A 13,901-nucleotide genomic window follows, 5' to 3' on the forward strand; every position below is an offset into this window, starting at 1 on the left:
GCTTCTAATGCTTCTTGCTGTTTAGCTTCAGCCGCTTTCTGTTTGGCCTCAGCATCAGCTTTGAGCGCTTGCTGTTTAGCCTCAGCTGCTTTTTCTTTAACTTGTTCAGCAGCGAGAAGTTGGTTCAAATTAGGCTGTGGCAACGGTGGCGTATTGGGTTTTGATTCAGGTAGTGGTGTAGGTTGAGCCTGTGGAGAGGGTTGGCTCTCTTTATTATTACTAGTGTCTGCAATCTGATCAGCGCTGACTAAATATGTTGTTAATTCTTTTTTAGGTTTAGGTGGTGGTGTTGTACCAAAATAGAGCAGAGCAATAAGAGCAACCGCATGTACACCAAGTGTAAATCCGATTGCTTTAGCTTTTTGCTGATCAAATGGCTGTTTATCAAATTTTTTCATATTACTTTAGATTACTTAGCAGGGTCGGTAAGTAGGCCAACTTGAGTCAAGCCTGCATCTTGTAAATTTGCCATAAGAACAACAACTTCACCATAAGGTCGAGACTGTGTACCATTAATGAGTACACTAAGTTCTTGCTGGTTATCTTGAGCATGCTGTTGTGCTTCAGACAATGTTTGCTTTAGTTCATCTAAAGACATCTTTTCATCTTTATGTTCATGATAACGGAGTAAGTAGTTACCGCTTGCATCTAAGGTAACAATTGCAGGCGTATCTTTAGACTGAAATGGTGAGCTTTTTGCTTTAGGAAGATCAACCTTTAAACTGCTAGAGATCATTGGCGCAGTTACCATAAAAATCACGAGTAAAACGAGCATTACATCAATATATGGCACTACATTCATATCGCTTTTTAACGGCTTTTTGATGCGTCCAAAACGCCCACTACGCTGTATTGCCATTTTATTCAGACTCCTGAGAAGAGCCCATAGATTGACGTTGTAGTAATGCAACCATTTCTTCAGCAAATAATGCACGGTCTGAGTAAACAGCTTCACTTTTTGCAGTAAAGTGGTTGAAAGCGAGTACAGCAGGAATCGCAGCAAATAAACCAATTGCTGTTGCAATCAGTGCCTCAGCAATACCCGGTGCAACGGTTGCTAATGTAACTTGCTCAACACCTGCAAGCCCAATAAAAGCATTCATGATGCCCCAAACTGTACCAAATAGACCAACATATGGCGCAACAGAACCAATACTTGCTAGACCATTTAAACCCGACTCAAGCGTACCTTGGTCACGACTTAAACCGACACGTAGAATTCTTTCTGTACCATCTATTTTTTGTTGGATTGATGCCTGACGTTTTTTAAGTTTTAAATACTCTGAGTAGCCTTCATAAAAAATATCTTCTAATCCACGGCGTTCTGAGTTGAGCTGTGCATTATTATAAAGCGTATTTGTTTCTGCGCCTGACCAAAACATTTTTTGGAAGTGGTCATCCTGACGCGTCGCTTTTTTAAAGCCCATAGATAGTTTAGCAATAACATACCAACTATATATTGAGGCAAGAAAAAGTAAAAGCATGACCAGTTGTACAACAGGACTTGCTTGTGAAATTAAATTGGTTATATGCAGTGTTGTTTCTACGTTTTGAGTGGTCATATCTAAAAAGCCATTGGTGCCTAATTTTGTTCCATTTCTTTTTTAAGCAATGAACTAATTTCTTCAGGGAGTCGACGTGGCAGCATATTTGCATTTAAGCATGCCAACTCAACTTCACCCGTTGCAAGCAAGATTTCACCACGATAAATATTCTGTTGCAATATAAAAGATGCGGCTTTACAAGAAATAACACGAGCAGTTACAGTAATGAGGTCGTCCATTAAAATTGGGCGTAAATATTTTAGACTAATTCCACGTACAACAAAATTATAGTCTTTCTGGTGCCAATAATGATCTATGCCAGATGCACGTAACCATTCTGTGCGTGTTCTTTCCATATATCGAATATGATTTGCATGATAAACAATACCGCCTGCATCTGTATCTTCAATATAAACACGAATTTTAAATTCAAAATGGCTAGCCATGAAAAGTTCCCTATACAGCAGATTTAGATTAAGTATTTGAAAAATAATTCAAATAAATATAGTTGGTTAGCGAAATGTCCCTGCTTGTATTGCCAGTATTTTAATCTTGTCGGCTGAAGCAGAAAGCATGTGGGGTTATATATGTAGTCTGGCGAATAAAAGATACATATGTATATACTTTATTGGTGGGGAATTTTAACAGAATCCATTGAGTGGAACATGGCACAAGATATCAATATCTATTGATGATGAGATGATGTCTAGTCACTTTCCTTGGTTGTAATAATGATGTTTGGGGTTTCTGTTCAAAAATATGAGATATATAAATTTTACAAAAATATTTATAAATATGATTAATAAATGGCAGTTACTTTCTTAGATTATGCAATAACAAAAAAGTTAGATGCTTTTAGGTTGTGTATACGTAGTCATTTAAAATTTCAATTGACTCAAAGTCATATTTATTTATCTGAGAAATGGGAATGAAAATCCGATCTTTAAATAAACCTCTCTAGGAAGTTTTTTGAAAGTTTAATACCGCCATGAACAATAGTCATAACGGTATGATTTTAAATTTAGGATGATTTTGGGTCTTCAGGAGGTGTAAGACCAAATTGCAAATAAGATTGTGTTGTAGCAATTCGCCCACGAGCGGTACGCATTACATAACCTTGCTGTATAAGATAGGGTTCAATAACATCTTCTAATGTACCGCTGTCTTCTGCCATAGCAGCTGCAAGTGCTTCTACACCTGCAGGGCCACCATCAAAACGTTCTAAAAGCATGGTTAGATAACGGCGGTCTAAAGTATCTAACCCCGATTTATCTACATTTAACATATCTAATGCACGTTGAGCCATTTCTTGAGTGATTTCGCCTGTTCCCTTAACTTGGGCATAATCGCGTACTCGGCGTAGTAAACGGTTTGCAATACGAGGTGTACCACGAGCACGGCGTGCAATTTCTTGCGCACCGCTGCTTGTAATACCAACATCCATTAGGCGAGAGGAGCGCTCAACAATATATGTGAGGTCTTCAACTGAATAAAACTCTAGGCGTTGAACAATACCAAAACGATCACGTAGTGGCGAGGTGAGTAACCCTGCACGTGTTGTTGCAGCAACGAGAGTAAATGGAGGTAAATCAAGTTTAATAGAGCGCGCAGCAGGCCCTTCACCAATCATAATATCTAATTGGTAGTCTTCCATTGCAGGGTAGAGTATCTCTTCAATCACAGGTGAGAGGCGGTGAATCTCATCAATAAATAAAACATCACCTTCCTCTAAATTTGTGAGTAAAGCAGCAAGATCGCCAGCACGCTCTAAGACAGGCCCAGAGGTAGATTTTAGACTTCCACTCATTTCACGGGCAATAATATTGGCAAGAGTTGTTTTTCCCAAACCGGGAGGGCCAAAAATGAGAGTATGGTCTAGTGCTTCACCACGACCGCGTGCAGCACCAATAAAAATTTCCATTTGCTCACGTACAATGGGCTGACCAATATAGTCGCTTAACGTGGCAGGTCGAATGGCACGGTCAATTTGATCTTCAGGTTTTTCATTCCCGTTAATGAGTCTGTCTTGCATAACTTATGATTTCATCATTGATTTAAGTGCAGCACGAATAATGTCTGCAACTTCTGTATGTTGATCTTTTACACTTGCCACGACTTTTTTAGCTTCTTGAGGTTTGTAACCTAAAGATAGTAGAGCAGCTTCGGCTTCAGCAACGGCTGAGTTGACCGACTGTTGTAAGGGCATCGTTGTATTATTTGAGTGATGGGGCGCATCTTGCTGTAAAGCTTTTATACGATCTCTTAACTCAATGAGTAAACGCTCAGCTGTTTTTTTGCCCACACCTGGTACTTTAACGAGCGTGTTAATATCATCATTTTCAATGGTTTGAATAAGTAAATCTGCACTAAGAGTAGAAAGTATACCAAGTGCCATTTTAGGGCCAACACCATTGACTTTAAGTAATGTTCTAAAGAAAGTTTTTTCCCGTAAATCTAAAAAACCATACAGAAGCTGAGCATCTTCTCTCACGGTAAGGTGTGTCCATAAGGTAACTTTTTGACCCTTTTGTAATTGGCAGAAGGTAGAAAGCGGTGTATCTATTTCATAACCGATTCCATTCACATTTAAGATCACGGTAGGTGCCTCTAATGCGAGGACCTCACCAATAAGGCAACCAATCATTTAGTTTTCCTATGAAGTAAATGCAGGGCGATGACCCTGTAGTATTTGTGCAAGATGATATGCCTGATGATCGGAGAATTTACCAACAATGTCGAGAACTTGCATAATATTTTGGTAATGATTGTCCCCAAAATGAACACCAGATTGTTCTAGCATAAGCATAAGCTTGCGGTCTTTATAGTTTGTCGATTTATTTGGCATAGTCAGTGGCATAAATGCATCTAAAATATGCTGTAAACTCATGTGAGCAATCACTTCTAAATCAATTTTTTGGCGATGACCGAAAATCTTTTGTCTTGCAAGGTTCTTTGCTTCTTCAATACCGGCTGAAATATCTGTTGGGCAGTATTGTAGTAATGTCCCTTGCAATTGCCCCATAAGAATTGTTGTTTGGTGACGTGAAAAAGCATTTGTTACTTCTTCTACAAGTCTTTTCATTGCGCGGCCACGTAACGCAGCAATCTTTTGTTGCCATGTTGTCCAAGGTAAAGACAATTCATTTGGAATGCCGTAGTCGGCAATCAGTTTTATAAAAATAGGTTCAACTTCTTCATACGTTAAAATATTTAAGCTAATTGCATCCTCAAGATCAATCAGTGCATAGCAAATATCGTCCGCTGCTTCTAAAAGATAAGTGAGTGGATGGCGACAATAATGATATTCACCAAGCTCAATGAGTCCTAATCGGTTTGCAATTTCAGCAAGAATATTTTTCTCACTTTGATAACAACCAAATTTGGCACGATTTTGTGCAGATTCATTTTCTTGAATCGGTTTGGAAAGCCAAGGATATTTTAGATAAGCACCAAGTGTCGCAGCAGTTAGACGCATGCCACCATCTTCGGGATGATGGTCTACCCGAGTGAGTAGGCGTAAACCTTGTGCATTGCCTTCAAACTGTCGTACATCAGCAGACTCTTCAGGAGAAAGTGCATCAAGAAAATTGTTTTGAGCTGCCGTATCAAACCACTCTCGAATCGCATATTCACCTGCATGTCCAAAGGGAGGGTTTCCAATGTCATGTGCTAAACAAGCTGCTTGAATAATTGCACCAAGATCAGCAGGTGAAATCCAAGAGGGTAGATTATCTTTAATTTTTTCGGCAGCTAGCATTCCTAAAGAGCGACCAACGCATGAAACTTCTAAAGAATGTGTTAGTCGAGTATGTACACCGTCATGTTGTGTGAGTGGGTGAACTTGCGTTTTACGGTTCAGTTGTCTAAAGCTTTGCGAAAATATGATTCGGTCATAGTCTTTATGGAATGGGCTTCGACCAAGTTCGTTTTGATTTTTTTTACTTCCTAAACGGGTCGCTGAAAGTAGTTCTAACCAGCGCATTTCTTTCATTCGTCATAGAATCAATTGTTGGATTTCATCCATCATGCCAAAAAAAGTATCGATTCTCTAGTCACATACGTCAAAGGTTGTCGTTTCATTTGTGATTGAATGGTAATTTTTACATGATATGTTTGCATTTCGATCATTCAAAAAGCACGCTACAATAAAGTAGATAATTTATTATTATAAGTAGGGCAAGAAAGATGTCTCGTCATTCTCATCATGAAGAAAACCACTATACAGAGCGTTCGGGATGGTTGCGTGCTGCGGTACTTGGCGCAAATGATGGCATTATTTCCGTAACGAGTTTAGTTGTGGGCATTTCTGCAAGTGGGGCAGCAGTAAATACACTTTTGATTACGTGTATTGCAGGTGTTATTTCAGGGGCGGTCTCTATGGCAGCAGGTGAATTTATTTCTGTGAAATCTCAACAAGATATTGAAGATGCGGATCTAAGAATGGAAGCCAAGAGTTTAGATTTATCGCCTGATTTAGAGTTGTTGGAATTAACTAAAATTTATATTCATCGTGGTTTGGATAAAGAATTGGCTTTTGAAGTTGCTAAACAGCTTACAGAGCACAATGCACTTGCTGCCCATGCAAGAGATGAAATAGGTATTAATGAAGAAACAGCAGCACAGCCATTTCTTGCAGCTTTTTCATCTGCAATTTCTTTTGCTTTAGGTGGTTTATGTCCATTATTGGCTATCTTATTGTTGCCAAGAGATCACCTTGAATATGGAATTATTCTTGTTGGTGTAGTTTCGCTGGGTGTACTTGGCATTGTTTCAAGTTATGCAGGGGGGAGTAACATGATTAAAGGGGCTATCCGCATCATGTTGTGGGGTATTGTTGCGATGGCATTTACATTTTGGATTGGTTCTTTATTTAATGTTTCTGTTTAGTCTAAGTTTTTGAAAAATATTTAATTATTTGGATGATACTGTAGTTTTATTTAAAATTGATCAAAAAATGTGTTAATATTTTGTATATACATTTTTAAGCCATTCGCTTGTGTTTTATTCACTTTAACGAATTTGAGTTGTATTTTTAGCAGAATACAGAATATTTTTTATGAAAACTGCAACAGAACATCCTACTGAAGTAGGACTTGATGATATTAATATTGTTGAGACGAAAAAGACCAAAAAAGCAATTACTGCTGCTGCCTTAGGTAATACCATTGAGTGGTTTGACTTTGGTGTGTATGGCTATGTCGCATATGTATTAGGAAAAGTCTTTTTTCCTAATACATCTCCAAGTCTTCAGCTCATAGCAACATTAGCAACATTTTCTGTACCATTTATTTTTAGGCCGCTTGGTGGCATTATTTTTGGTGTGTTGGGCGATAAATATGGTCGTAAGCATATTCTCGCAATTACGATTATTATGATGACTTTAAGTACGGCGGCCATTGGTTTGATACCGACGTATGCAACGATTGGTATTTGGGCACCAATTTTATTGTTAATTTTAAAAGTTCTACAAGGGGTTTCAACAGGTGGGGAGTACTCAGGTGCTGCAACATTTGTATCTGAATATTCGCCAGACCGCAAACGTGGCTTCTTGGTAAGTTGGCTAGATTTTGGTTCAATCGCAGGCTTCCTTTTGGGTGCAGGTTCAGTTTCTCTTATTAGTTATATTATTGGCGAGCAGAATTTTGCAGATTGGGGTTGGCGTATTCCATTTTTAATTGCATTGCCATTAGGCGCAATTGGTCTTTATTTACGTCATGCAGTAGAAGAAACGCCTGCGTATAAAAAAGCGGCTGAAAGTGAAGAAAAACGTATTTCGTTTAAAGAAATTATAACGCATCATCGTAGAAGTTTATTGGTTTGTGTTGGTATAACCATTACAACTGGTGTTGTATACTATATGCTCTTAACTTATCTACCGAGTTATCTTACACATAATTTGCATTATCCAAGTGGAAAAAGTGAACTGCTGTCGATTGGCTTAATGGTTTTAATGCTATTTTTTCAGTTATTGGTTGGTTGGCTAAGTGACAAAATTGGGCGTCGTCCATTTATTTTTGCAAGTAGCTTCATACAAATTGTACTCGCATATCCTGTTTTTATGCTGCTAACGTCTGGCGTTGAATCACTTATTATTTTGGGTATGGTGATTTTGGCATTGGCGGTGAATATGCTGCTTGGAATTATGGCTGCAACACTTCCTGCATTATTTCCAACTGAAATTCGTTATTCTGCCTTGGCAACATCGTATAATCTTTCAATTGTTTTTGTGGGGTTAACCCCGACTGTTTTAGCAATGTTGGTTGAATATACAGGGAACTTGATGATTCCTGCATATTATTTAATGGCTTTCGGTGTTATAGGTGTTGTTACTGCCATTTATTTTAAAGAAACAGCAAATAAACCACTTTATGGTACAGCACCAATTGCTGAAGATCGTGCCGAAGCAATAGAGCTACTTGATGTGTTGCATGAGAATATTGAAGAGAAGGTTCAAAGAATTGATATTCAGATGGATGAGCTTAGTCATAAACGTGCAAAACTTGTGAAACAGCACCCCCATTTAAATTAAGTAATTTACATGTCATTATTTGGGCATAAAACTTTAGTTTTATGCCCATTTTTCTATTAATTTAATACCTAAAAGCATGTATTTTAATATTTGGTAAAATATTATTTTTAATATAATTATTTGATTTTAAATGAAATAAGTTTGTTTCTTTAGAGTGGTTTAGGGTTTGTTGTATTTTTGTGTTAGAGTCTGCGCCCACATATTAGCTTAATGCTTATCACAAAGTGATTTGAGCGACGTAAGAGTTATCTTTCTAATTCAATACAGGGTGTTTAATGCAAACAGCAACTGATAAAAGTAATGAAGTGGGGCTCGATGATATCAATATTGTCGAAAGTGCCAAAACAAAAAAAGCAATTACAGCAGCCGCTTTAGGTAATACCATTGAATGGTTTGACTTTGGTGTGTATGGCTATGTCGCATATGTATTAGGAAAAGTCTTTTTTCCTAATACATCTCCAAGCCTTCAGCTTATTGCAACGCTTGCAGCGTTTTCTATTCCTTTCGTATTCCGTCCTATAGGCGGTATTATCTTTGGTTTCTTGGGTGATAAATATGGTCGTAAGCATATTCTTGCAATTACGATCATGATTATGACGTTAAGTACCTGCGGTATTGGTCTGATCCCAAGCTATGAAAGTATTGGTATTTGGGCACCTATTTTATTGCTGATTGTAAAAATTGCACAGGGTATATCTGTTGGTGGTGAATATGCAGGTGCAGCAATTTTTGTTGCAGAATATTCTCCAGACCGCAAACGTGGATTTATGGCGAGCTGGTTAGACTTTGGCTCAATTGCAGGCTTCTTAATTGGTGCGGGCACAGTATCATTTATTAGTTCAATGGTAGGTGAGCATAGCTTTGCTGAATGGGGATGGCGCATTCCATTTCTACTTTCTTTACCATTGGGTTTAGTGGGAATGTATTTGCGTAATGCATTAGAGGAAACACCTGCATATAAAAAAGCAACTGAAAATGCAGAAAAGAAAATTCCTTTTAGGGAAGTACTTACCACACACAAACGCAGTCTTTGGGTATGTGTGGGTATTGTTGTAAGTACAGATGTTGTTTATTACATGCTACTGACGTATTTGCCAAGTTACTTTACGCATAACTTGCATTACCCAAGTAATCGTGGAGAAATGGTGACCATTGGTGTCATGTTTGGCATGCTGTTTTTACAACTCTTTATTGGTTGGTTGAGCGATAAGGTTGGTCGCCGTCCATTTATTTTTGCAGGTAGTCTTTCACTTATATTCTTGTCGTATCCTGCATTTATGCTCATGACATCTGGCGTTGAGTCTTTAATGTTTGCAGGACTCTTCATTTTGGCGCTTTCTGTAAATATGTTATTGGGTATTATGGCTGCGACTATTCCTGCATTATTCCCAACCGATATCCGTTATTCTGCACTTGCTGCTGCATTTAATATCTCAATTGTATTTGCAGGTTTAACGCCGACTGTGACAGCTGCACTTGTAGAAAATACAGGCAATCTCATGATTCCTGCTTATTATCTTATTGTTTTTGGTTTTGTTGGTTTAATCACTGCATTTTATTTTAAAGAAACTGCAAATAAGCCATTATATGGTACTGCGCCAATTGCAGAAGACCATCAAGAAGCGAAAGAGCTTTTAGAAGTTTTTCATGAAAACATTGAAGAAAAAGTTCAAAAAATTGATGAAAAAATGGATGAGCTGAGCCAAAAGCGTGAGAAGTTAGTCAGTCAGCATCCTGAATTAAAATAGTTTATTTTTTAAATAAATATTTTGACCGATCTCATTTAAAAATAGGTGAGGTCGGTTTTTATTTGGTTGTAAATTAAGATTATCTTTATTAATTTTAACAATTTTTTCATATATCTTTTCGATTATGCTTGTTTGAACTAGCTCAATAGACGAATAAGCAGTATTATAGACGCTCTTCTCAAAGTCACATTGCGGTAAGGTGTTAAGACTTACCCGTGGAGCCAAAATCAACATGTTTATCGTGGCCGGTGCGGTAGCACATTCTACTTTCAAAAAAACTCAACTATTATCACGTTTATCGTCTCTTAGTTCTGTTCAATCAATCGAAAGCCAGTGGGTTTATCTGTTTGATCAAGCGCTCAACGAACAAGAATTACAAGCAGCTCAACAGTTATTGAATGATGGTTCAAGTTTTGAACTTCACCAAGCTGCAAGTGATGAAGTACAAATTTTAGTAACACCACGTGTGGGTACAATTTCACCTTGGTCGTCTAAAGCTGTCGATATTTTTAAAAACTGTAATACGCCTGTTCATCGTGTTGAACGCGGTATTTTGTATACGCTAAAAGGTGTAAATACTGTAAGCGATGCGGTAAAAGCAATTTTACATGATCGTATGACTGAAAATGTATTTAGTCAGGTAAATGATGCACATGTATTATTTAGCGAAACTTCGCCAAAACCACTAAATACGATTGATGTCCTTGGTCAAGGAAAGTCTGCACTTGTTCAAGCAAACCAAGAGTTTGGTTTTGCACTTTCTGAAGAAGAAATTGACTATTTAGTGGAAGCGTTCACTCAGTTACAACGCAATCCAAATGACATCGAGTTAATGATGTTTGCTCAAGCAAACTCAGAGCACTGCCGTCATAAAATATTTAATGCAGAATGGACAATCGATGGTGAAAAACAACCATTGTCATTGTTCAAAATGATTAAAAATACATATAAAGAATCTCCAAATGATGTGTTGTCTGCATATAAAGATAATGCATCGGTAATTGTAGGCTATGACACCATGCGTTTTTATCCGAAACCGGATGAAAATGGTCATCATGTCTATAAATATAAGAGTCAAGCCGCTCATATTTTAATGAAGGTGGAAACACATAATCACCCAACTGCAATTTCTCCATTTGCAGGTGCTGCAACAGGTTCAGGCGGTGAAATCCGTGATGAAGGTGCAACAGGTCGTGGTGGTAAACCAAAAGCAGGTTTAACAGGCTTTACTGTATCTAACTTAAATATTCCCGGTTTTGAACAGCCATGGGAAGAGCAGTATGGCAAACCATCTCGTATGGCATCACCACTGCAAATTATGATTGATGGCCCACTGGGTGGTGCTGCATTCAATAATGAATTTGGTCGTCCCAACCTAAATGGTTATTTCCGTACCTTTGAACAAAATGTAAATGGCGACGTGAAAGGTTTCCATAAGCCAATTATGATTGCAGGTGGTTACGGTAATATCCGTCCAGATCATGTGGAAAAAGATCCAATCCAACCGGGTGATTTACTCATTGTGTTGGGTGGCCCTGCGATGTTGATTGGTCTAGGTGGCGGTGCTGCATCATCTGTAGATAGCGGTACAATGGGTGAAAGCTTAGACTTTGCTTCTGTACAGCGTGAAAACCCAGAAATGGAACGCCGTTGCCAAGAAGTTATTGATACTTGCTGGCGTTTAGAAAATGAAAACCCAATTGTTTCTGTACATGATGTGGGTGCAGGTGGTGTTTCGAATGCAATGCCTGAGCTTGTGAATGATCATGAGTTAGGTGCTGTATTAAACTTACGTAAAATTCCATCTTTAGAGCCGGGTATGTCTCCAATGGAGATATGGTCAAATGAAGCACAAGAACGTTATGTTTTGGCGATTCGTCCAAGCTCTTTAGCTGAATTTGAAGCAATTTGTGAGCGTGAACGCTGTCCATTTGCTGTGTTGGGTGAAGCCACTGAAGCACGTCATTTAACTGTAGAAGATCCATTATTTGAAAATAATGCGGTAGATATGCCAATGCAAGTGATGCTTGGTGGTACACCGCGTATGCAACGTAGTTACGAAACGACTGAACGTGTTGGTAATGCTTTTGATACTGCAAAAATTGATCTTAAAGATGCAATTTTCCGTGTATTAAAAAATCCAACTGTTGCTTCAAAATCGTTCCTAATTACGATTGGTGACCGTTCTATTACAGGTATGGTTGCAAGAGATCAGCTTGTTGGTCGTTGGCAGGTGCCTGTAGCAGATGCTGCGGTAACAACAACCAGTTTAGAAGGTTATACAGGTGAAGCGATGGCAATGGGTGAGCGTCCACCTGTCGCATTGTTAAATCCTGCTGCATCGGCACGTTTGGCAGTTGCAGAAGCAATTACCAATATTGCATCGGCAGATATTGAGCAGTTAGCAGATATTAAACTTTCTGCAAACTGGATGGCTGCTGCAGGTCAAGAAGGTGAAGATCAAGCCTTATTTGAAGCAGTAAAAACCATTGGTATGGAAATTTGCCCTGCGTTAGGTATTGCGATTCCTGTAGGTAAAGACTCATTGTCTATGCGTACGACATGGCAGGATGAGGGTGAAGACAAGTCTGTAACATCGCCAATGTCATTGGTGATTACTGCATTTGCACCTGTAAATGATGTACGTAAAACGCTAACACCTGAGCTTAAAGCGATTGAGGATACTGTACTTGTACGTATTGATCTTTCTAAAGGTCAGCACCGTATGGGTGGTTCGATTCTTGCGCAAGTTTATAAAGCAATGGGTACAACTGCGCCAGATGTAGACAGTTTTGATGATCTAAAAGCATTCTTTGCTTTAATCCAAGACTGGAATACACGTGGATTGATTCAGGCTTACCATGACATTGGTGATGGTGGTTTACTTGCAACTGTAAGCGAAATGATGTTTACAGCACGTCTAGGTGTAAACTTAGAAGCACTATCTGTAGATAGCTTGTTCTCTGAAGAAATTGGTGCAGTAGTTCAATTAAAAGCGTCTGATTGGAAAGCTTTAGCGACTGAAATTGCCGAATCTCCATTAAAAGATGCGATTGAAGTTGTGGGTCAAGTCAACACATCTGATGCATTGACTGTAAATGGTCTTATATTGAGCCGTACAGAGTTACAGCAAGCATGGTCTGAAGTATCTCATCAGATCCAACGCTTACGTGATAATGCAGAAACAGCTGATCAGGAATATGCATTAATTGCAGATCAAGCACATAAAGGCTTAATTGCAGAACCAACGTTCGATTTAAATGAAGAAGTTGAAGCGCCATTCTTGAACTTACGTCGTCCAAATATGGCGATTTTACGTGAACAAGGCGTGAATGGTCATATTGAGATGGCAGCAGCTTTTGATAAAGTTGGCTTTAATACAGTTGACGTGCACATGAGTGATCTGCTTGCAGGCAGAATTAGCTTAGAAGACTTTGAAGGTCTAGTTGCATGTGGCGGTTTCTCATATGGTGACGTACTTGGTGCAGGCGGTGGCTGGGCGAAGTCTGTTTTATTTAATGAAAAACTGCGTGACCAATTTGAACGTTTCTTTAACCGTAATGAAACCTTTAGCTTAGGTATTTGTAATGGTTGTCAGATGTTATCGCAACTTGCACCGCTTATTCCGGGTGCAGAAGCATGGCCTCGTTTCCATCGCAATACCAGTGAAGTATTTGAAGCACGTAGCATTAACGTGAAAATAGAAAAATCTAAGTCTGTATTATTACAAGATATGGAAGGTTCTATTTTACCAATTGCTGTTGCACATGGTGAAGGTCGAGTAGTTGCGCCTGAGCAAACAATTGCGAATTTAAATGCGAATGATCAAGTGATCTTACGTTATGTAGATAGCCATGGTCAGCCAACGCAGCAGTATCCAATGAATCCAAATGGTTCGCCTGAAGCAATTGGTGGTGTAACATCTACAGATGGTCGTGCAACGATTATGATGCCTCACCCAGAGCGTAACTTCCGTGCACTACAGCATTCTTGGTCGCCTGAGTCTTGGGATAAAGATGGTGCTTGGTTACGTATGTTCCGTAATGCACGTAAATTTATTGGTTAATTTCTAAGAATACC

General features: G+C 38.8%; 10 protein-coding genes and 1 pseudogene. 4 read left to right on the forward strand and 7 right to left on the reverse strand.

The window, feature by feature from the left end:
* The 7 genes and pseudogenes from P256_RS00005 to P256_RS00035 form a co-directional block, all read right to left on the reverse strand.
* Positions 1 to 398: pseudogene (locus P256_RS00005) on the reverse strand (hypothetical protein); the annotation flags it as partial.
* 11 nt (positions 399 to 409) lie between these two features.
* Positions 410 to 859, reverse strand: a complete 450-nt coding sequence (tolR, locus tag P256_RS00010; protein WP_023271610.1) for a protein TolR — start codon at positions 857 to 859, stop codon at positions 410 to 412.
* 1 nt (position 860) lies between these two features.
* Positions 861 to 1,562: a protein TolQ gene (gene tolQ / locus P256_RS00015; RefSeq protein ID WP_023271611.1), complete on the reverse strand. Its 702-nt coding sequence runs from the start codon at positions 1,560 to 1,562 to the stop codon at positions 861 to 863.
* Between the two features lie 20 nt (positions 1,563 to 1,582).
* Positions 1,583 to 1,990, reverse strand: coding sequence for a tol-pal system-associated acyl-CoA thioesterase (ybgC, locus tag P256_RS00020; protein ID WP_023271612.1), 408 nt, complete (start codon positions 1,988 to 1,990; stop codon positions 1,583 to 1,585).
* Positions 1,991 to 2,565: 575 nt separating this feature from the next.
* The gene (gene ruvB, locus P256_RS13170) at positions 2,566 to 3,576 is read right to left on the reverse strand and encodes a Holliday junction branch migration DNA helicase RuvB (RefSeq protein WP_023271613.1); all 1,011 of its coding nucleotides are present in this window, start codon (positions 3,574 to 3,576) and stop codon (positions 2,566 to 2,568) included.
* Positions 3,577 to 3,579: 3 nt separating this feature from the next.
* Positions 3,580 to 4,188 (reverse strand): Holliday junction branch migration protein RuvA, encoded by a 609-nt coding sequence (gene ruvA, locus P256_RS13175; protein WP_023271614.1) that lies wholly within the window; start codon positions 4,186 to 4,188, stop codon positions 3,580 to 3,582.
* Positions 4,189 to 4,197: 9 nt separating this feature from the next.
* Entirely contained in the window at positions 4,198 to 5,535 is a 1,338-nt protein-coding gene (locus P256_RS00035; protein ID WP_023271615.1) for a deoxyguanosinetriphosphate triphosphohydrolase, read from the reverse strand.
* A gap of 194 nt (positions 5,536 to 5,729) precedes the next feature.
* Here P256_RS00035 and P256_RS00040 point away from each other — a divergent pair, with 194 nt between their 5' ends.
* From P256_RS00040 to purL, 4 genes are all read left to right on the forward strand, one after another.
* Positions 5,730 to 6,431: a VIT1/CCC1 transporter family protein gene (locus P256_RS00040; RefSeq protein ID WP_023271616.1), complete on the forward strand. Its 702-nt coding sequence runs from the start codon at positions 5,730 to 5,732 to the stop codon at positions 6,429 to 6,431.
* 169 nt (positions 6,432 to 6,600) lie between these two features.
* Positions 6,601 to 8,073 carry a glycine betaine/L-proline transporter ProP gene (gene proP / locus P256_RS00045; RefSeq protein WP_023271617.1) on the forward strand — a complete coding sequence of 491 codons (1,473 nt, stop codon included), beginning with the start codon at positions 6,601 to 6,603 and terminating at the stop codon, positions 8,071 to 8,073.
* Positions 8,074 to 8,348: 275 nt separating this feature from the next.
* Entirely contained in the window at positions 8,349 to 9,821 is a 1,473-nt protein-coding gene (proP, locus tag P256_RS00050) for a glycine betaine/L-proline transporter ProP (RefSeq protein WP_023271618.1), read from the forward strand.
* Between the two features lie 232 nt (positions 9,822 to 10,053).
* Positions 10,054 to 13,887, forward strand: coding sequence for a phosphoribosylformylglycinamidine synthase (gene purL / locus P256_RS00060; protein ID WP_023271619.1), 3,834 nt, complete (start codon positions 10,054 to 10,056; stop codon positions 13,885 to 13,887).
* Positions 13,888 to 13,901: the final 14 nt, after the last annotated feature.

This window comes from Acinetobacter nectaris CIP 110549, assembly GCF_000488215.1.
Lineage (GTDB): Bacteria > Pseudomonadota > Gammaproteobacteria > Pseudomonadales > Moraxellaceae > Acinetobacter > Acinetobacter nectaris.